The following is a 19,456-nucleotide window of genomic DNA, read 5'->3' on the forward strand; positions in this document are numbered from 1 at the left end:
TTCCGTACTGTCTCACAATGTGGGCACGTTCTTCCCCTCGTGCGAAAACCCCGACCCGGACCGCGATCGTCCCAGCGCATGCGGGTACTCCGCACGCCCGTGGACGCCCCTTCCCCGGGAGAACCTCCCCGAACTCGCGTGCGAGGCGTCGAAGATCACCCCGATGGGCCCGGCTCAGGGCGCGAGGCGGTCGATCTCCCAGGTGCCGTCGTCTCTCCGGAGGTAGCGGAACCGGTCGTGCATGCGGTCGGCGCCGCCCTGCCAGAACTCCACCTCGCCGGGCACCAGCCGGAACCCGCCCCAGTAGGCGGGCCGGGGGATCTCCTCGTCGGCGGACCACACCGTGTCGAACCCCCGGTAGAGCCGGTCGAGCTCGGCGCGGTCGGCCACCGGCTGCGACTGGCGCTCGCTGGCCCAGGCGCCCAGTTGCGATCCGCGCGGGCGCGAGGCGAAGTACCGGTCGTTCTCCTCGTCGCTGAGCCGTTCCGCCCTCCCGGCCACCAGGACCTGCCGCCGGATCGCGTGCCAGGGGAAGACGACGCTGGCCCGGGGGTCGGCCTCCAGGGCCCGGCCCTTGCGCGAGGTGTAGTTGGTGAAGAAGCGCAGTCCGGTGCTGTCGTAGCCCTTCATCAGCACGGTACGGGCGCGGGGCATGCCCGAGGGCTCGACGGAGGCCAGCACCATGGCGTTGGGTTCGGCGAGCCCGGAGCCGTAGGCCTCCTCGAACCACAGGTGGAACTGCGTCATGGGGTGGTCGGCGAGGAAGGAGCGCATCAGGGGTTCACCCGTGTACGGTTTGCGCAGCTCGGCGGGGTCTCGGTGGTCCACACGGGGCATCCTCTCGTGCCGGGCGTCCCCCGCGCCACCCGGTCCGTCCCGTGTGCCGGGAACGCCGGGAACCGGGATGATCCCCACCGAACGCGAACACAGCGAATGTGACCGTTCGATCCGGATTCACGTGGTTTCACCTCTGATAATCGCGGCCCTGACCGGCGGTGTCGCCGCCGTCACCACTACCCTGGGACCGTGACCGACGACATTCAGATCCCCGCGAACCTGCTGCCCTCCGACGGCCGTTTCGGCAGCGGCCCGTCCAAAGTCCGCCCCGCGCAGCTCGACGCCCTGGCCTCCTCCGGTTCCCGCTACATGGGGACCTCGCACCGGCAGAAGCCGGTCAAGTCCCTGGTCTCCCGGGTGCGCGCCGGCGTGAGCGACCTGTTCTCCCTGCCCGACGGGTACGAGGTGGTCCTCGGCAACGGCGGGACCACCGCCTTCTGGGACATCGCCGCGCACGGCCTGCTGCGCAGCAAGTCCCAGCACCTGTCCTTCGGGGAGTTCTCCGGCAAGTTCGCGAAGGTCGCCCAGGGCGCCCCGTGGCTGGAGGAGCCCACCGTCATCAGCACCGACCCCGGCAGCCACGGCGAGGCCGTCGCCGAGGCCGGTGTGGACGTGTACGCCCTCACCCACAACGAGACGTCCACCGGCGTGGCCGCGCCCGTCAGGCGGGTGGCGGGCGCCGACGACGACGCGCTCGTCCTCGTGGACGCCACCAGCGGCGCGGGCGGTCTGCCCGTCGACATCACCGAGACCGACGTCTACTACTTCGCGCCGCAGAAGAGCTTCGCCTCCGACGGCGGGCTGTGGCTGGCCGTCATGTCGCCCCGGGCCCTGGCCCGCGTGGAGGAGATCGCCGCCGGCGGCCGGTACGTCCCGGAGTTCCTCTCGCTGACCACGGCGATCGCCAACTCCCGCAAGGACCAGACCTACAACACCCCGGCCGTGGCCACGCTGCTGCTGCTCGCCGAGCAGTTGGAGTGGATGAACGGCCAGGGCGGCCTGGAGTGGACGGTGGCGCGCACCGCCGAGTCCTCCTCGGTCCTCTACGACTGGGCGGAGAAGTCCCCGGTCGCGACGCCGTTCGTCACCGACCCCGCCAAGCGCTCCCAGGTGGTGGGCACCATCGACTTCAGCGACGAGGTCGACGCCGCGGCGGTCGCGAAGGTTCTGCGCGCCAACGGCGTGGTCGACACCGAGCCCTACCGCAAGCTGGGCCGCAACCAGCTGCGCGTGGCCATGTTCCCGGCGGTCGAGCCGGACGACGTGAGGGCGCTCACCGAGTGCGTGGACCACGTGCTCACCAAGCTGTCCTGAGCCCTTCGCACCGCGTTGCACAATGGTGGCCGACCCGGGTCCGGGTCGGCCTCTCCCTTTTCCCGGGACTCCCGCCCACCCGGCTCCGGTCTCCCGACTCCCGCCTTTCCCGGATTACCGCTTTTCCGGCTTCTCGCTTACCAGGACGGTTCGGCTGTGCGCAGGAACAAGAAGGAATCATCACCCATCAAGATCATCTCGCACCGCGGCGCGTCGGGGCACCGCCCCGAGCACACCCTGGCCTCCTACGAGCTGGGGGCCAGGCACGGCGGCGACTTCATCGAGATGGACCTGGTCGCGACCAGGGACGGGAGGCTGGTCTGCCGCCACGAGCAGGAGATCGGCGGGACCACGGACGTGGCCGAGCACCCCGGGTTCGCCGACCGGCGCACCACGCGGACCGTCGACGGGCGCGAGGTGACCGGGTTCTTCGCCCAGGACTTCACCCTGGAGGAGATCCGCACGCTGCGCGCGGTCGAGCGCCTCCCGCAGATCCGGCCCGACAACGCGTCGATGGACGGGACCTACGGGATCCCGACCCTGGAAGAGGTCGTCGAGCTGGCGCTCTCGCTCACCAAGGAGCTGGGCCGCCCGGTCGGGATCTACCCGGAGACCAAGCACCCCGCCTACCACGTGGAGCAGGGGCTGGAGCTGGAGCCGGCCCTGATCGAGACCCTGCGCGAGGCCGGGCTGACCGGGCCGGAGCCGAAGGTGCCGGTGTTCCTCCAGTCCTTCGAGGCGGAGAGCCTGCGCAAGCTCGCCGAGACGGAGCTGCCGCTGGTGTACCTGATGGGCACCGAGGAGCACTGGCTGCGCCACACCACCCCGGAGGGTCTGGCGGAGGTGGCGTCGTTCGCGCACGCGATCGGCCCGCACAAGAGCCTGGTCGTCCCCACCGGCGAGGACGGTTCGCTGGGCGAGCCGACCGACCTGGTGGAGAACGCGCACGAGGCCGGGCTCCTGGTGCACCCGTACACGTTCCGCAGCGAGAACCACTTCCTGCCCGCCGAACTGCGCTCGGACCGCGACCCCAAGGACTACGGGGGCTTCGCCGCCGAGTACGAGGCCTTCTTCGAGGCCGGCGTGGACGGCGTGTTCACCGACTTCTCCCGGCACGCGTTCCTGGCGCGCGAGTACTTCCTGGACCCGCAGCCCGTGGACTAGGGGACCGGCCGTGAGCACCGCGGGTGTGACGCACGAGGTTTCGCACCCGTTGGTCCCGTCCTTCAGCGGGGCCGGGCCGCCGAGCCGCGCCACAGGTACAGGACCACGCTGGGCGGCGGCGCGCCGGCGGCCACCGCGCTAGGCGCCGAGGCTCGTGGCCAGGCCGTCGAGGCTCTTCGCGCTCAGGTCGAACGAGTCCGTCGCGGCGGGAGGGTCCCCGACGGGGCGTTCGACATAGGCGGTCCTCATGCCCACGGCCCGCGCGCCCCGGAGGTCCCAGGCATGGGCGGCGACCATGAGCAGGCGGTCCGGCGGGCATCCCGCGTTGGCGATCGCGAGTCGGTAGACGTCGGGATGGGGCTTGTAGCCGTGCGCGTCCTCGGCCGAGAGCACCTGGTGCCAGCGCAACCCGGCGTGCGCGCTGATGCGGGTGAGCGCCGAGTGGCTGGCGTTCGACAAGCCGACCACCGGGAAGCGCGAGGCGATCCGGTCCAGTGCCGGGACGGAGTCCGGCCACGGCTCCAGCCGCTGCCCGGAGGCCGCCAGCGAGCGCACCGCGTCCGCGTCGTCGACGCCGGCCTCGGCCGCGACGCGGGCCGCCGCCTCGGAGTCGATCACGGTGCTGTCGGCGTAGGGGCGGCGGCCCGCGAGGACCTCCCGCTGCTGCTCGTCGACATACCCGTGCCAGAGCCCGACGAGCTCGTCGGTCCTCTCGTCTCCGATGCCGGGGAGCAGTGTTCGAAGGCCGCGGCCGATCCCGCCGGGCTCATCGACCATGGTCCCGAGAACGTCGAAGACGATCACGTCCGTGTCGGGGTGCGGGGTCACGAAGCGCCTCCAGGCATCTCACCGAACAGGTCCGGTCCGGAAGGGTCACTGCACGTCGAACTCGTTGCCCTCGGGGTCGCGCATGGTGACGTGTGAGGACCCGTGCTCCTCCACGATCCGCACGACCGAGGCGCCCAGCCCCTCCAGCCGTTCCACGACCCCGTCACGGCGGCCGGGGCCCACGCGCAGGTCGACGTGCAGGCGGTTCTTCACGCTCTTGGGCTCGGGCACCGCCTTGAAGAGCACGCGCCGCCCCAGGCCGGCACCGGTGGCCTCGTCCACGGGGTCGTCGGGATGCCGGATGGCGGCGGCCTGGATCCACGCCTTGCGCCCGTCCACCTCGGTGTAGTCGTCCTCCCCCGCCATTCCGGCGGCGACCGCGTACTCGACGATCGCGGTGTTGTCCTCGGGCTCGTACTCCAGCGCCGCGGCCCAGAAGCGGGCGAGGGGGATCGGTTCGGCACAGTCCACGACGAGCTGCCACTCCACGGCCATCGCTGGCCTCCTCACTGTCCAAGCGGATCCGCCGACACGGCACCGCGTTGTGATTCCAGTTATACTGGTTACATGACGCGGAACACAACCGGCCTGCCGATGAGTCCTCGGCACGGATCCCCCTACGTCTTCGACCCGGGGACGCTGTGCCTGGAGTTCCTGGTCACGGGCGGACCCGGCGCGTACGCGGTCCACGAGAGCCTCCATGAGCCCCGCGACCTCGCCGACTGGTGCACGCGGTTCCGCCTGCGCCTGGATCCGGAGCTGGTCACCGTGTCCGGGGCGGAGCTCGCCGCCGCCAGGACCCTGCGCGACGCGCTCTGGCGCACGGTCCTGGCCCACCTGGACGGCCGCCCCCTGCCCCCGGAGGACGTCGCGGAGGTCAACCGGGCCGCCGCCCGGGCGCCGCTGGCGCCGAGGATGGGCACGGACCGGGAGTGCGCCTGGGTGGTGCCCGCGGACGCCACCGCGGTGCTGTCCACCATCGCCCGCGACGCGGTCGAACTGCTCACCGGCCCCCTGGCCGACCGGATCCGCGAGTGCGGCTCGGAGGACTGCCGGCTCGTCTTCGTGGACACCTCGCGCCCCGGCCGGCGCCGCTGGTGCTCCATGGACCGCTGCGGCAACCGCCAGAAGGTCCGGGCGCTGCGCGCCCGCAGGGAGGCGGAGGACCCGGCGTGACCGCAGGGACCGAAGGTTCCCGTACCCGCGGCGCCCGGGCACGAGGCGAAGCGCAGCGCAGCCTCAAAGACGACACAGCGAGGGCGCCGACGGGGTTCTGGAGGTTCCGCAGGTGGGGCTGCGAGGAACGAGCCGCCATACCGGAGGATCCGAAGGTTCCCGTACCCGCGGCGCCCGAGCACGAGGCGAAGCGCAGCGCAGCCTCAAAGACGACACAGCGAGGGCGCCGACGGGGCTGCCGGAGACCCCGCATATGCGCACGCGAGGCACGAGCAGGCGCACCGCAGGGACCGCAGGTTCCCGTACCCGCGGCGCACGAGCACGAGGCGAAGCGCAGCGCAGCCTCAAAGACGACACAGCGAGGGCGCCGACGGGGTTCTGGAGGTTCCGCAGGTGGGGCTGCGAGGAACGAGCCGCCATACCGGAGGATCCGAAGGTTCCCGTACCCGCGGCGCACGAGCACGAGGCGAAGCGCAGCGCAGCCTCAAGGAGAAGCGAGGGCGCCGACGGGGTTCTGGAGGTTCCGCAGGTGGGGCTGCGAGGAACGAGCCGCCATACCGGAGGATCCGAAGGTTCCCGTACCCGCGGCGCACGAGCACGAGGCGAAGCGCAGCGCAGCCTCAAGGAGAAGCGAGGGCGCCGACGGGGTTCTGGAGGTTCCGCAGGTGGGGCTGCGAGGAACGAGCCGCCATACCGGAGGATCCGAAGGTTCCCGTACCCGCGGCGCACGAGCACGAGGCGAAGCGCAGCGCAGCCTCAAGGAAACACGTCCTAGCCCCGGCGGGCCAGCAGGACGATGCAGGTGATGACCAGCGCGGCCACCGCCGCCCCGCCCACGATGAACGGCAGCGCGCTCCCGGCCTCCGACCCGGCCGTGCCGCCGCCCTCCTCCTCCGCGGGCGACTCCTCCTCCGCGGCCTCCTCCACCGTCTCCCCGGCCAGGTACCGCTCCTCCAGCGGAATCCGCCAGACCGACGCGTTCAGCCCCTCGGTCCCGGCCATGAGCGCGGTCCCGTCGGGGGTGAAGGCGATGGACTCGCCCTGGTCGGACTCGGGCAGGTCGAAGGAGCCGAGCGCGGAACCGGGCACGCCCTCGGTGGAGTCGTAGACCGTGGCACCCCAGTAGGTGCGGATCGCGTAGCGGGTGCCGTCCGGGCCGAAGGCGGCGTCGGTGGCGAACAGCGGCGCCGAGTCGATCCGCTCCAGCACGTGCTCGCCCCCCGGTTCCAGGGTCTCGGGCGCCGCGTACAGGCCGCCGGAGAACTCCTTGGAGACCACGTACAGCCGTCCGTCACGGGGGTCGACCATCATCGACTCCGCGTCGCGCCCGCCGTCCTCGTAGGTGAGGGTGAACACCTCGGGTTCGACCAGCGCGTCGGTGAGCGCCTCGGGCTCGTCGAACCGGTACACCCGCACGTTGGGCCAGCCGCCGCCGAAGTTGTCGCCGACGTCGCCCACGAGGACCGACGGCGTCCCGTCCGGGCCCTCCGTGACGGAGACCGCCTCCCAGTCGCGCCGCTCCAGGCCGAGGGTGACGGTGGCGAGCGTGCGCCCCTCCCCGTCGACCGCGTACACCTCGCTGGGATGGTCCCCGCTGTCGTTGTGCGTCCACCACACGCCCTCGTGGCGCAGGGACGGCGCGATCCCGCTGGACTCGGAGATCCGGGGGTCCTGGAACTCGAACGCGACCTCCGAGCCCTCGGGGCCCTCGTCTCCGCGGGGGTAGTCGACACCGTCCGTGGCGGACCCGCTCGGTTCTTCGGGAGAGGCCGCGGCCGGAGCCGCCGGAAGGGCCGCGCAGAGTACGGCTGCGGCAAGAACGAGCGGAGTTCTCATGACCGACATCCTGCCAGGGAACCGTTCGGATGGCTTGTACCCGGGTGGTAACGGGCACATTGGGCTTACGGAGCACCGTAAGGAGGGCCCTCATGAGGATCGTCGCCTGTCTGAACGGGGACCGCCGCCCCGGAGCGCACCCCGCCCTGCCCGTGTCCGTGGACCAGGTGGTGGCGGACGCCCACGCGGTGGTGGCGGCGGGCGCGACCGAGATCCACGTGCACCCGCGCAACTCCAGTGGCGCCGAGTCGCTGGAGCCGCAGGTGGTCGCCCCGCTGATGGAACGGCTACAGGCCGAGGGGCCTGGGGTGCCGGTGTCGCTGACCACGTCGCTGTCGGCCGAGGCCGATCCCTGGCGGCGCTACGACCTGGTGCAGCGGTGGGCGGCCTCGGCCCTGCCGGACTCGGTGACGGTGAACCTGCACGAGGCCGGGTCGGTGGACCTGATACGCCTGCTGGAGGACCGCCGGATCGGGGTGGAGGCCGGGGTGTGGACGGTGGAGGCCGCGCGCATCCTCGTCGCCACCGGGTTGGAGGCCGCCGCGGTACTGGTGGAGCCCACACAGGTCGCGGTGGAGGACGCCCGGCGCAACGCGGACGCGATCCTGTCCCTGCTGGACCGGGCGGGGGTGGATCGGCCGCGGATGCTGCACGGGGCCGACGCGACGGCCTGGCCGGTCCTGGAGGCGGCGGTCTCCGAGGGCTACGACATCAGGATGGGGCTGGAGGACACCATGCGGCTGCCCGACGGCGAGGAGGCGCACGACAACGCGGCGCTGGTCGCACAGGCGGTGAACCTGGCCTCCGCCGCCGCCTGAGCGTCGGGCCGCGGGGTCCGGGCTCAGCCGAGCAGGGCGCCGAGGAGCACGATGAGCATGATGGAGCCCAACACCACGGGCAGCAGCCAGCGCTGCTTGCGGTTGTTGGTGAGCATGCTCATGACGTGCTCCGCTCAGGAGATGGGGCGGGATCCGCTTCCCAGCCTAATGCCCAGGTCCGTACGGTTCGGTAGCGGTCCTCCTTGCCGACGCGGCTCTCCACCAGGTGCACCTCGTGCGCCCGCCACCCGCGGCTGCGCAGGGGCCCGAGGGCGCGGACGATGTCGGCCAGGTCGCGCGCGGGGCGGCTGCGGGCGACCGTGACGTGCGGCACGTAGGGGCGGTGTTCCACGGGGAGGCCGGCTCCGGCCGCGGCGGCGCGCAGTCCGTCGGCGAGGGCTCCCAGGGCCTCGGTGTCGCCGCCGAGCCCCGCCCAGAGCACGGAGGAGCGGCCGCCGCCGGGCGGGAAGGTGCCCCAGCCGCGCACGGAGAGGCTGAGGGGCTGGTGGGCGCGGGCCTCGTCGCCGAGGGCGTCGGTGAGCGCGGGAAGCCGGTCCTCGCCCACCTCTCCGAGGAAGACCAGGGTGAGGTGCCAGTCCCGGGGCCTGCTCCACCGCAGGCCGGGTTCGTGGCGGCGGCCCCGGTCGACGGCCCCGCGCAGCGTGTCCAGCACGTCGGGCGGCGGATCCAGCGCGGCGAACAGTCTCATGCCCCCATCGTGCCCCGCGCGGGCCGCGGTGGACCATCCGCGTTTGCCCGCGGGGCCGCGGCGCCGCCGACCGCCACCGGTCGTGCCCCGAGGACGGCGGGGCACGACCGGGGTCTCATGTGCGGCTGGCCGCGTCCTCGGGGGGACGCGGCCCGTCGCCGTCCCGGGTGAGTCCGACCCGGGCCGAGCCGTCCGCGCGGTGCTCCACGCGGACACGTTCGTGCTCCTCGGCGGGCGCGTCCTCCGGCTCCGGCCCGGTGTCGGATTCCGTCGCCGCTTCGCGTTCCCGCCCGGGTCCGGCCTCCTGGTCCGTGCCCTCGGCCGGGCGGTTCCCGGGAAGCAGGTCGCGCACCCGCACGCCCTTGACCCGGAAGAGCAGGGCGGACAGGACCGAGACCACCACGAGCGTCACCGAGCCGCCGATCATGAAGCTGGCCTGCGGGCCGAACGTGTCGGCGAGCAGGCCCACCACGGGCGCGCCGATGGGTGCCACGCCCATGAACACCAGCAGGAACATGCTCATGACCCGGCCGCGCATCCGCGGGTCCACACTGAGCTGGAAGGTGGCGTTGAGGGTGGTCACGTACGTCATGAAGGCCATGCCCATGGGCACCAGCACCACGACGAACGGCACGTAGCCGGGCATGAGCCCCGCGACCACCTGGAGCGCGCCGAAGGCCATCGAACCGATGAGCACCAGCCGCAGCCGGGGCCGTTCGCGGCGGGCGGCCATCAGGGCGCCCGCCAGCGCGCCGACGGCCAGGAACGCCGCGGCCGCGCCGAACGCGTCGGCCCCGGACTCGAACACGTTGTTGATCACCAGCGCGATCTGGTTCTGGGTGTTGGCCCCGAAGAACTGGGTCGAGGCGGCCATGGCCAGGAGGAGGACGAGGTCGCGTCTGCCGCCGATGTAGCGCAGTCCCTCACGGATCTGCCCCCTGCCCCGGGGGACCCGTTCGGTGGGACTGAGTTCGAAGGTGCGGATCATCGCCAGGGCGATGATGGTGAACCCGAACGAGGCGCCGTTGATGAGGAAGACCGGCCCGCTGCCGATGACCGCGATGAGCAGTCCGGCGATGGCAGGCCCGGTGACCCGGCCCAGTTGGAAGCTGGCGCTGTTGAGCGCGATGGCGTTGGACAGGTCGTCGCGGCCCACCATCTCCGGGACGAAGGTCTGTCGTCCCGGGTTGTCGAGCACGGTGATCATGCCGAGTCCGAGGGCGAACAGGTACACGTGCCAGACCTGCGCGGTCCCGGCCGTGGCCATGACGCCGAGGCCGATGGCGAGCACGCCCATGGCGCTCTGGGTGCAGATCAGGAGTTTGCGCTTGTCCAGCCGGTCGACCAGGGCGCCGCCCCACAGCCCGAGGAAGAGCATGGGCAGGAACTGCAGGGCGGTGGTCATACCGAGCGCGATGCCGCTGCCGCCGCTGAGCTGTAGGACCAGCCAGTCCTGCGCGATGCGCTGCATCCACGTACCGGGGTTGGACAGCAGTTGGCCGAGGGCGTACAGCCGGTAGTTGCGGTTGGACAGTGAACGGAACATGGCGATACGCCGCATCAGTCCCTCCCCGCGGACCGGTGGGGAGGGACTGATGCGGCCACTGACCGACTCTGACATGACAGACAAAGCGAACAAAGAAGTAAACGGCGTTGACTCATCATGAGAGTCAACGCCGCTCACCGCCGCCGGAATTCCCGCCCGGCGGCACAGCCGGGGATCAGCCGATCAGGGCGTTGATCGGCGCCTCGGCGAAGTGGACCAGGAACACCACCGAGATCAGCCACAGCAGCGGGTGGACCTGGCGGCCCCTGCCCATGACGAGGCTGACGAAGGCGTACGTCAGCAGGCCGAACCCGATGCCGTTGGCGATCGAGTAGGTGAAGGGCATCATGATGATCGCCATGAAGGAGCCCAGGCCCAGCGCCGGGTCCCTGAAGTCGATGTTGACGATCTGGGTCATCATCATGAAGCCCACGATCACCAGCACCGGCGTGGCGGCCTCGAAGGGCACCATGTTCACCAGCGGGGTGAGCAGGGTCGCCAGCATCATCAGCGCACCGGTGACGATCGGCGCGATACCGGTCCGGGCGCCCTCACCGACGCCCGCGGCGGACTCGGCGTAGATGGTGGCCACCGAGGCCGAGCCCAGACCGCCGAGGATCGTGCCGAAGGAGTCGGCGGCCAGGACCTCGCGGCTGCCGGGGATGTTGCCGTTCTCGTCGGCCAGGTCGCCCTGGTGGGCGACGCCGACCATGGTGCCCATGGTGTCGAAGAAGTCGGCCAGCAGCAGCGTGAAGATGAGCATGATCACGGTGGCGAAGCCGATGTCGGACCAGCGCGCGACCACGTTGAAGCCGCCCTCGGTGAACAGGCCGATGAGCGAGAAGTCGGGGACCGCGACCAGGCTTCCCCCGCCGGTGGGCAGGGTCGGAACGGTCAGGCTCCAGCCGAGGCGGTTGTCACCGCCGCCGAGGAGGGCCTCGACGACGAGGGCGATGACGGTGGAGACGATGATGCCCAGCAGCATCGCGCCCGGCACCTTGCGCACGTACAGGGCGACGGTGATCAGCAGGCCGATGACGAAGATCAGGATGGGCCAGCCCTGGAGGCCGCCGTTGCCGAGCTGCACCGGCGTGCCCTCGCCCGCCTGCACGAAGCCGGCGTTGACCAGGCCGACCAGGGCCAGGAACAGGCCCACGCCCACGGCGATGGCGACCTTGATGCCCGGCGGGATCGCGGCGAAGACCGCGGTGCGGAACCCGGTGACCACCAGGATCAGCAGGACCACGCCCTCGACCACGATCAGCAGGAAGACGTCGGCCCAGGGCATGACCGGCGCGATGCCGTAGGCGACGACGGCGTTGAGCCCCATGCCCGCGGCGATGGCGAACGGGTAGCGGCTGACCACGCCCATGAGCAGGCAGGAGATCGCGGCGACCAGGGCGGTGACGGCGGCCACCTGGGGGATGCCCAGGGTCTCTCCGTTGACGTCCTCGGCCGTGCCGATGATCAGCGGGTTGAGGACGACGATGTAGGCCATGGCGAAGAAGGTCGCCAGGCCGCCGCGGACCTCGGTGCCGAGGGTGGAGCCGCGCTCGCTGATGTGGAAGTAGCGGTCAAGGGGGCCCGTCGGGCGCTTGCCGGTACTGCTGGGGGATGTACTTGGAGATTTCACGTCGACAGCCTGACCTGGTCGTGTTACCGGACAACAAGGATTCTGCGCCAGGTTAGTTGCATCTTCGTACAACCTCGGCCACAACTTTCGCAGGAGTTTCGGAGAAAACACCATATGGTCGGATGATCACTTCTCCCGATGTGACGAACGCGTCCCTGGCGGGCGGGGCTCCCCGGGTACGGCCTTCCCCGCCGGCGAACGGATAGCCTGGGGACCGTGCGTACACCTCGCCAGCCCGACCCGGACGTCCACGAGAGCGACTACCGCGTGCCCGCCGCGATCGGCACCCTGGCGTGGGCGGTGGCGCTCGTCGTCCTCCTCGCCATGGGCGAGGACCTGCCCGCGTCCGAGCGCTGGTGGATCGGGGTCTGCGTGACCGGGATCGCACTGGGCGTCTTCGGCTTCCTCTACATTCCCCGCCTGCTCCGCAGGCGCGCCGGATCCACCGAGCACACGGACGACCGCGCGTCCGGCCCTCCCTGAGCCGCGGCCGTCACCGACCAACGGGGGCACCGTGCTTCTGCCTGATAATGGGCGGGTGTCTGAGACGAAATTCCCGCGCGGTCTGGCCGAGCGACTCCGCGGCATCCTCATCGACGCCGACTACACGGTGTCCGGCGTCCGTGACCGACTCGGCGACGCCGCCGCGCGGGCGCTGGCCCGCGAGGAGCTGGTGCCCGCACTACGCGCCACCGGCGGCGAGGAACGGCTCGGACTGCTGCTGCGCCTGTGGTGGCTCCGGTCGCCCATCCCCGCCAGGGCCGCGCGCTCCATCCTGCCCGTGGACGAACTGGCCGAGGCCGGCCTGGTCACCGTGGAGGAGGGCCCCGGCGGACCCGTCGTGTACTCCCTGGTGCACCTGGGCCCCTGGGAGCTGGAGGACGGCAGACCCGGGTTCGTGGTCTCCGACCCCAAGGTGCGCCCCGGCAGCGGCGGCGTTCCCCGGCCCGACCACGTGGTGGGCACGGGCGGCGCCTCCTCCACCCTCTCCCAGCTGATCGTGGACGGCCCGGTCGACCGCGCCCTGGACGTGGGCACCGGCTGCGGCGTGCAGGCCCTGCACCTGGCCTCGCGGGCACGCGAGGTGGTGGCCACCGACCTCAACCCGCGCGCGGTGCGCCTGGCCGGGATCAGCCTGGCGCTGTCCGGTGTCGACGGCGCGCGCCTGGAGCAGGGCTCGCTGTACGAGCCGGTCGGGGGCGAGCGGTTCGACCTGATCGTGTCCAACCCGCCGTTCGTGATCACCCCCGACTCCTCCCGGTACACCTACCGGGAGTCGGACCTGCCCGGCGACACCGTGTGCGCCGAGCTGGTGCGGCAGGCCCCGGCGCACCTCACCGAGGGCGGCTGGTGCCAGATCCTGGCGAACTGGGTGCACCGTGACGGAGACGACTGGGAGGACCGGGTCGGCGGCTGGGTGACGGGGACCGGCTGCTCGGGCTGGGTGGTCCAGCGCGACGTGCAGGACCCCGCCGAGTACGTGGAGCTGTGGCTGCGCGACTCCTGCGAGCACGGCACCCCCGAGTACACGCGCCGCTACGACGCCTGGCTGGACTACTTCGAGCGCGAGGGCATCAAGGGCATCGGGTTCGGGTGGATCAGCCTGCGCAACGACGTCGCCCAGGACGCGACCGTGCGCGTGGAGGAGCTGCGGCACGAGATCGAGCAGCCCGTGGGCCCGTACCTGCCCGACGTGGTGGACGGGGCGATGACCGCGCTGCGCCTGACCGACGCCGCCCTGCTGTCCGCGCACGTGGCGCTCGCGCCGGACGTGGTGGAGGAGCGGACGGGCCGCCCGGGCGCGCCGGATCCGGAGAAGATCGTGCTGCGCCAGCGCGGCGGCCTGCGCCGGGTCGCCCGGGTGGGCACGGTGGAGGCCGCCCTGGCGGGGGTGTGCGACGGCACCATGCCCGTGGGCCCGCTGCTGGACGTGATCGCCGAGCTCATCGGCGAGGATCCGGTGGCGGTGCGCGAGCGCGCGCCCGAGGCGCTGCGCACCCTCATCTCGGAGGGGTTCTTCCGGGTGGCCCGCTAGCGCGGTGGCCGCCGGCCCTCGTCTGCGGGTCGTCGGCGTTCACACCTCCCCGCCCGTGAAGACCACCTCTCCGGACCCGGTCTCGTCGTCGCCGTCCAGCAGCGTGAGTCCGGGGGCGTCCACGGACACGGTGACCCCGGTATCGCACTCCAGGCCGATGAGGTGGCTCTCACCGGGCCGGAACTCGCGCAGGTCCACGGGCAGCAGGGCGGTGCACTCCGCCGTCTGGTCGCGGTGCTCGAACCGGACGGTGGTCCGGTACCCGGAGAAGAACGGGGTCGTGCGGCCGCCGTCGTTCCCGGCCGGCATGGTCAGGTCCACGGTGATCTGCCGTCCCGGCTCGTAGGTGTGCTCGGTGACGGGCTCCTCCGTGGAGGCGGTCTCCACGGAGGGGGTGTCGGCGCCGCCACCGCCGTGGCAGCCGGTGGCGGCGAGGAGGGCGGCCAGGGCGAGGGGGACGGGAGGGGTCGTGCGCATGGGGGATCCCTGTCGGCTTCGGGGATGTCGAGGGTACCCGCCGCACACGGAGGCTCCCGCCGGTGGCGATAGCGTCTGTCCATGGTCCGAATCGCCGAACTCGTCCACTATCCGGTCAAGGGGTGCGCTGGCACGTCCGTGCGCACCGCCGAGATGACACCCGCCGGTATCGCGCACGACCGCACGTTCATGGTGGTCGACGCCGACGGGAACTTCCGCAGCCAGCGCGGGGAGCCCCGCATGGCGCTCGTCCGCGCCGGTGTCAGTGCCGGCGGCGCGCACCTGCGCCTGGACCTCGACGGGCTCGGCCCCGTCGACGTCGCGGCCGATCCGGAGGGGCCGCGCCTGGAGGTGACGGTGCACGGGCAGCGGTTCACGGGCGTGGACCAGGGCGCCGAGGCCGCCGGGTGGCTCTCGGAGGCGCTCGGCGCGCCGAGCCGCCTGGTACGGGTACCCGCGGACCACGACCGCCGGGTGGGCGGACTGACCCCGGGCACCAGCGCGTTCGCCGACAGCACGGCCGTACTGATGGCGTCCCTGTCCTCGCTGGACCTGCTCAACGAACGCATCCTCGCGCGCGGCGCCGACCCCGTGCCGCTCGACCGCTTCCGGCCCAACATCGTGGTGTCGGGCTGGCCCGAGCCGCACACCGAGGACCGTGTCCGCGCCGTGCGCCTGGGCACCGCGGAACTGGGCTACGCCAAGGTGTGCGTCCGCTGCGCGGTCACCACGGTGGACCAGGACCGGGGGGTCAGGAGCGGGCCCGAACCCCTGCGCACGCTGGCGGGCTACCGCCGCGCCGACACGGGCGGGGTGTCCTTCGGCGCCAAGTTCGCCGTCACCCGCCCGGGAACGCTGTCGGTCGGCGACGAACCCGAGGTCACCGCCTGGGACGAGCCCGAGGAGGGGCTGGGCGGTCGACTGGCCGCCGCCCTGGCGTGAACACGGCCCGGGCACGACCCGCCGTCCTGGCGTGACGCCGCCCTGGTGTGACGCCGCCGGAGCGGCCCCTCAGTCGCCCAGGTCGGCCTCGGCCAGGAGGCGGGCCGCCGCGGAGGGGTCGCGCAGCACGTCCGCGAGCAGGTGCCGCCGCGACCACTGGCCGGCGCGCCAGCACAGGGCCCGGGCCAGCCCGTCGGTGGTGGAGGCGTGTACCGAGCCGTCGCCGACGTACCACTCCAGCTCGACGCCGTCCACGGTGAGCGTCTGGTGGTGCAGGTAGGTGCGGTCGGGCTCCCCGTCGGGGTCGAGGAAGAGGTCGACCTCGTCCGGTACCGGGCGGATCTGCCCGGACGAGCCGATCTTGCCGGTCACGACCTCGCTCGCCAGGTCCAGGTCGAGCACGTCCGCCAGGGCCTCGGCGGCCTCCGCCGGCGCCAGTACCAGGGCGCGGTCCTCCAGCAGCGGCAGCAGGTCCGGCGAGTCCACCACGACGGCGTACTCGACGTCGGCCACCACGATCGCGCCGCCCCGCACCGCACGCACCATGGTCGGCGGGGTGACCAGGTCGGCGTCCACCCCGGCGAGGGCGGCCCACACCCGGCGCAGCGCCGTGCGGTCCACGTGCCGGGCCGGGTCGGCCAGGCGGGCGAGCAGGTCGTCGGGTCCGTCGGGGTCGGTCAGCAGTTCGGCCAGGGTGGTGCGCACGCCCAGGGCCCGGGCGAACTCCGGGTCGACGTCGGCGGTCACCTCGTCGTACAGGCCGGTCAGCGCTGACTCGGCGTCGGCGGTGCGCAGCTCGACCGGCGCGCTGCCGTCCAGCAGGGCGCGGGTGCGCAGCCACCAGGCGGTGTAGGACGGCACGTCCACCACACGGCCGTCGGGCAGCAGCACCCGGGCGGGGGCGGTGACCGCCTCGCGCAGCGGTCCCTCGGCGAGCATGGCCAGGGCCCGGGGCCACTGGTCGTCGGCGATGCAGTCGAGGTCGGTCACGCACACCAGCTCGGGCACGACCGGCGGCAGCTCGGGGTCTCCGACGCGTTCGAGGACCTCGTCGGCCCAGTCCTCCAGACCGTCCGGTCCGTCCTCCCCCGCGGCGCCGTCGAAGACCGAGACCAGGTCCTCCCCCAGCGCGGCCTCCTCCGCGCGGACCGCGGACAGCTCCCACAGGGCTCCGACCGCGCGCAGCGCGTCGACCCCGTGCCGCTCCACGAGGTCGGCGTGCACGGTGCCGAAGGGGGCGTCCTCCACGAGCAGGTCGGCCAGGGGCGCGCCGGGAACGAGGAGTTCGGCGGCGATCGAGTAGCCGTCCTCGTCATCGCGCAGGGCCAGCTCGGACAGCCAGGGCGCGTCGGCGACGGTGGTCCCCGAGGCGGCGACGAGGTCCAGGACGGCCTCGGCCACGGGGTCGGGGTCGACGGCGTCCAGGGAGTCGCGGACGGCGGCCTCGGTGCGCGGGTCGGACAGGACGGTGCCGGCGCCGGCCTCCACCGCGCCCAGGCGGTTCAGGAGCGGGTGGACGGCGTCGGGGTGGACCACGCGCACGCCCAGGGTGGCCAGGGCGTCGGAGGAGACCCGGTTGCCGTGGGCGTCGCTGACCTCGGCCCAGTCCTCGCCCGGCACGAGCAGGGAGCGGGGGCCGCGTACGAGCCGCCCGTCCGCGAGCGGAACCGGCAGGGCGCCGAGCTCCTCCAGGTCGGCGCCGCCGCTCCCGGCACTGGCGAGGGCCGAGTAGAGGCCGGCCCACCAGTGCGGCGGCCGGTCGGTGTCGGCGAGCAGGTCGGCGACGTCGGCCAGCCCGACGCGGTGGACGCGCAGGGCGGCCAGCGCCGGATGGCGGGGGTTCCAGGTGCCGGGCAGAAGCTGGGGGACGAGCTCGGACAGGGTCGCGGCGAGGTCGGCGGCCCCGTCGGTTCCACCGGTGTCGAGCAGCGCGGCCTCGCGCGCGGCGATCGGCGCACCGGCGGCGGTGACCAGGAACGGGGTGTCCCGCAGGGGCTCGGCGACGCGGGCGCGGAAGGCGGCGTCGACGGAGCCGCCGCCCACGCGGGTGCCGGGCACCAGGTCCAGTGCGGCGCGGGCGCCGAAGCGGCGCAGCATGGCGCAGTAGGCGTCGGCGGCCTCACCGAGCAGCAGGTCGGTGGCGGCCCCGGACTGGACCGCGCGCCGGTCGCTGCCCAGCGGGAAGGTGCCGATGAGGACGGCGGGCAGGTCGAGCCCGGTGTCGGTGGGTGTGGGCGCGTGGACCACCGGGTCCACGTCGGCGGGCAGGGTGGCGACCGCGCCCTCCTCGTCCACCGGGACCGCCCAGGTCAGTGACCAGGAGGTGCGGCCGCGCTCCTCGGTGGGGCGGTCGGCCAGCAGGGCGGGGTCGAAGGAGCCGGACCGGCTCAGGACGCGCCACAGTGTGGTGCGGGTGCCCTCGGCGTCCCGGTGGCTGGTGATGAGGTCGGCCGTCCCGGTGGTCTCCTCCCGGGTGAGGACGCGCTCGGCGCCCTCCACGTCCACGCGGACCTCGGAGAGGCCGGGCAGGGCCAGCAGGAGCGCCTCCCCGGTGCGGTCCAGGAGCTCGCGCACCCGGTCCCGGGCGGAGTCGTCGCGCAGCAGCAGGGTGACGACGGTGTCGTAGCCACCGGTCGCGGTGCTCCCGGCGGAGGTGCCGCCGACGGTGCTCCGGGCGGGGAAGGGCAGCCGCAGCATGGGGACGTGGCCCGAGCGGCGCTCCACCTCCCCGGCGAGGTCACCGTGGGTGCCCTCCTCGGCGAGCAGGTCGGCGACGGCCTCGCGGGCGGCCTCGGCGCTGAAGCGGACGGCCGCTCCGCCGGAGTCGACGGTGACGTCGTCGCTGAGCGCCGCGACCGCGGAGAAGCCCACGCCGAAGCGCCCGGTGGAGCCGTGCTCGTCGCGCTTGGTGGAGGCCCGCAGCGTGGCCAGCGACTCCACCCCCTCCGGGGTCAGCGGGACACCGGTGTTCGCGGCGGTCAGCCGGTGGCCGGTCAGCGCCAGGCGCATGCGTCCGGACACACCCGCGCGGCGGGCGGCGTCGGCGGCGTTCTGGGCCAACTCGACCACGACCCGGTCGCGGTAGCCGCCGAGCGCGAAGTCCTCCTCCGCGTTGGCGTCCTCACGGAACCGCGCGGGCGCGTCGGCCCACGCCGCGAGTACGCGTCGGCGCAGCTCCGCGGTGTTGTAGGGATCGGCCACCGAAGCGGTCAACGGCTCGGCCATAACGGTTTCCTCCTGCGCTGCGGGCACGGCCCGGCACGGTGCACCCGGGGCGGGAGCGGATGCGGTAAACCGACCCTAGCCCACCGTGGTGGAGGGCCGGGGCCTGGTTGCTCGGCGCGGCGGCGCACCGGCGCGCCGCACTCAGGAGTCGGAGGAGACCAGCTCCAGTTCGGCGGTGTCGTCGAAGACGATGTGGTCGTAGCCCATCTCGTCGACGACCGGCCGGACCGGCTCACCGCGCACCTCCGGCCGACGCACCTCGGAGTGGGCACCGCAGCCGTGGTCCATGGAGACCACCTTGCCGTCGTCGGGAGCGTACTCGTTGGTGCACACGCCGAACATCTGGCGCAGCTCACCGGCGAGGGGGGTCATGAAGCCACAGGTCAGGCAGCGGGCGGGCGCGGCCGCGGCGATCGGGCTGCGCGGTCCGGCCTCGCCGTTGTACCAGCGCTCGGCGGCCTGCTCGCGGCCGGTCTCGGAGAGCACCTGGCGTCGGCCCAGGCCCAGCTCCCACACCATCTGCCGGTCCATGCCCTCTTCGTCCAGGTCGTTGTCGGGCACCTGGGCGTAGCCGGGGACGAGGCGGTCGTCGTCCTCGTCGGTGGGCAGCAGGTCGCCCACGCCGACGTCGCCGGGGCGCAGCCGCTCCTTCCATGGAACCCATTCGGGCGCGACGATGGCGCCCTCGCCGGGCAGCAGAACGACCTCGTTGACCGTGACCCTCTTGGCGCGCGAGGCGCGGACCACGGTAACGGCGTAGTTCCACCCCGGGTAGGCGGGGTCCAGGCAGGTGAAGTAGTGGGTGATCAGGCGTGTGTCCTCGATGTGGGGGGTGAGGTGCTCACCCACCCATTCGGGCCGTCCGGCCTCGGCGGCCACAGAGCGGGCCAGATCCACCGCCTCGATACATGCCTTG

Annotated in this window: 17 protein-coding genes; 7 read left to right on the forward strand and 10 right to left on the reverse strand. The window is 72.8% G+C overall.

Annotated features, from left to right (window positions below; translation table 11 throughout):
* Positions 1-174: 174 nt before the first annotated feature.
* Positions 175-828, reverse strand: coding sequence for a pyridoxamine 5'-phosphate oxidase (pdxH, locus tag NOSIN_RS19350; protein ID WP_077693664.1), 654 nt, complete (start codon positions 826-828; stop codon positions 175-177).
* A gap of 198 nt (positions 829-1,026) precedes the next feature.
* Here pdxH and serC point away from each other — a divergent pair, with 198 nt between their 5' ends.
* The gene (gene serC / locus NOSIN_RS19355; RefSeq protein WP_077692109.1) at positions 1,027-2,151 is read left to right on the forward strand and encodes a phosphoserine transaminase; all 1,125 of its coding nucleotides are present in this window, start codon (positions 1,027-1,029) and stop codon (positions 2,149-2,151) included.
* Positions 2,152-2,307: 156 nt separating this feature from the next.
* Complete coding sequence (locus NOSIN_RS19360) at positions 2,308-3,315, forward strand: glycerophosphodiester phosphodiesterase family protein (protein WP_077692110.1); 1,008 nt, start codon at positions 2,308-2,310, stop codon at positions 3,313-3,315.
* Between the two features lie 138 nt (positions 3,316-3,453).
* Here the strand turns inward: NOSIN_RS19360 and NOSIN_RS19365 are convergent, their stop codons facing one another.
* Positions 3,454-4,143, reverse strand: coding sequence for a haloacid dehalogenase type II (locus NOSIN_RS19365; RefSeq protein ID WP_077692111.1), 690 nt, complete (start codon positions 4,141-4,143; stop codon positions 3,454-3,456).
* Between the two features lie 45 nt (positions 4,144-4,188).
* Positions 4,189-4,638: a VOC family protein gene (locus tag NOSIN_RS19370; protein WP_077692112.1), complete on the reverse strand. Its 450-nt coding sequence runs from the start codon at positions 4,636-4,638 to the stop codon at positions 4,189-4,191.
* Positions 4,639-4,710: 72 nt separating this feature from the next.
* On the opposite strand from NOSIN_RS19370, the gene NOSIN_RS19375 reads away from it, so the two are divergent.
* A complete protein-coding gene (locus NOSIN_RS19375) occupies positions 4,711-5,319 on the forward strand; it encodes a CGNR zinc finger domain-containing protein (RefSeq protein WP_170293699.1) in 609 nt (202 codons plus the stop codon).
* A gap of 771 nt (positions 5,320-6,090) precedes the next feature.
* Here NOSIN_RS19375 and NOSIN_RS19380 read toward each other — a convergent pair.
* Positions 6,091-7,155 (reverse strand): hypothetical protein, encoded by a 1,065-nt coding sequence (locus tag NOSIN_RS19380; protein ID WP_077692114.1) that lies wholly within the window; start codon positions 7,153-7,155, stop codon positions 6,091-6,093.
* 92 nt (positions 7,156-7,247) lie between these two features.
* Between NOSIN_RS19380 and NOSIN_RS19385 the strand changes: the two genes are divergently transcribed.
* A complete protein-coding gene (locus NOSIN_RS19385) occupies positions 7,248-7,973 on the forward strand; it encodes a 3-keto-5-aminohexanoate cleavage protein (protein WP_077692115.1) in 726 nt (241 codons plus the stop codon).
* Positions 7,974-8,091: 118 nt separating this feature from the next.
* Here the strand turns inward: NOSIN_RS19385 and thpR are convergent, their stop codons facing one another.
* From thpR to NOSIN_RS19400, 3 genes are all read right to left on the reverse strand, one after another.
* Positions 8,092-8,682 carry an RNA 2',3'-cyclic phosphodiesterase gene (gene thpR / locus NOSIN_RS19390; RefSeq protein ID WP_077692116.1) on the reverse strand — a complete coding sequence of 197 codons (591 nt, stop codon included), beginning with the start codon at positions 8,680-8,682 and terminating at the stop codon, positions 8,092-8,094.
* A gap of 115 nt (positions 8,683-8,797) precedes the next feature.
* Positions 8,798-10,243 (reverse strand): MFS transporter, encoded by a 1,446-nt coding sequence (locus tag NOSIN_RS19395; protein WP_077692117.1) that lies wholly within the window; start codon positions 10,241-10,243, stop codon positions 8,798-8,800.
* A gap of 160 nt (positions 10,244-10,403) precedes the next feature.
* The gene (locus NOSIN_RS19400; RefSeq protein WP_077692118.1) at positions 10,404-11,861 is read right to left on the reverse strand and encodes an NCS2 family permease; all 1,458 of its coding nucleotides are present in this window, start codon (positions 11,859-11,861) and stop codon (positions 10,404-10,406) included.
* Positions 11,862-12,077: 216 nt separating this feature from the next.
* On the opposite strand from NOSIN_RS19400, the gene NOSIN_RS19405 reads away from it, so the two are divergent.
* A complete protein-coding gene (locus NOSIN_RS19405; protein ID WP_077692119.1) occupies positions 12,078-12,344 on the forward strand; it encodes a DUF2530 domain-containing protein in 267 nt (88 codons plus the stop codon).
* Positions 12,345-12,399: 55 nt separating this feature from the next.
* Positions 12,400-13,896, forward strand: coding sequence for a DUF7059 domain-containing protein (locus tag NOSIN_RS19410; protein ID WP_077692120.1), 1,497 nt, complete (start codon positions 12,400-12,402; stop codon positions 13,894-13,896).
* Between the two features lie 39 nt (positions 13,897-13,935).
* Here the strand turns inward: NOSIN_RS19410 and NOSIN_RS19415 are convergent, their stop codons facing one another.
* Positions 13,936-14,373: a hypothetical protein gene (locus tag NOSIN_RS19415; protein ID WP_077692121.1), complete on the reverse strand. Its 438-nt coding sequence runs from the start codon at positions 14,371-14,373 to the stop codon at positions 13,936-13,938.
* 81 nt (positions 14,374-14,454) lie between these two features.
* Between NOSIN_RS19415 and NOSIN_RS19420 the strand changes: the two genes are divergently transcribed.
* Positions 14,455-15,315: an MOSC domain-containing protein gene (locus NOSIN_RS19420; RefSeq protein ID WP_077692122.1), complete on the forward strand. Its 861-nt coding sequence runs from the start codon at positions 14,455-14,457 to the stop codon at positions 15,313-15,315.
* Positions 15,316-15,384: 69 nt separating this feature from the next.
* Here NOSIN_RS19420 and NOSIN_RS19425 read toward each other — a convergent pair whose 3' ends face one another.
* Entirely contained in the window at positions 15,385-18,540 is a 3,156-nt protein-coding gene (locus NOSIN_RS19425; RefSeq protein ID WP_077692123.1) for a sacsin N-terminal ATP-binding-like domain-containing protein, read from the reverse strand.
* A 141-nt stretch (positions 18,541-18,681) separates the two neighbouring features.
* Positions 18,682-19,437 carry a DUF3027 domain-containing protein gene (locus NOSIN_RS19430; protein WP_077692124.1) on the reverse strand — a complete coding sequence of 252 codons (756 nt, stop codon included), beginning with the start codon at positions 19,435-19,437 and terminating at the stop codon, positions 18,682-18,684.
* Positions 19,438-19,456 lie beyond the last annotated feature (19 nt).

This window comes from Nocardiopsis sinuspersici, from assembly GCF_001998325.1.
GTDB classification, from domain to species: Bacteria; Actinomycetota; Actinomycetes; order Streptosporangiales; family Streptosporangiaceae; genus Nocardiopsis; species Nocardiopsis sinuspersici.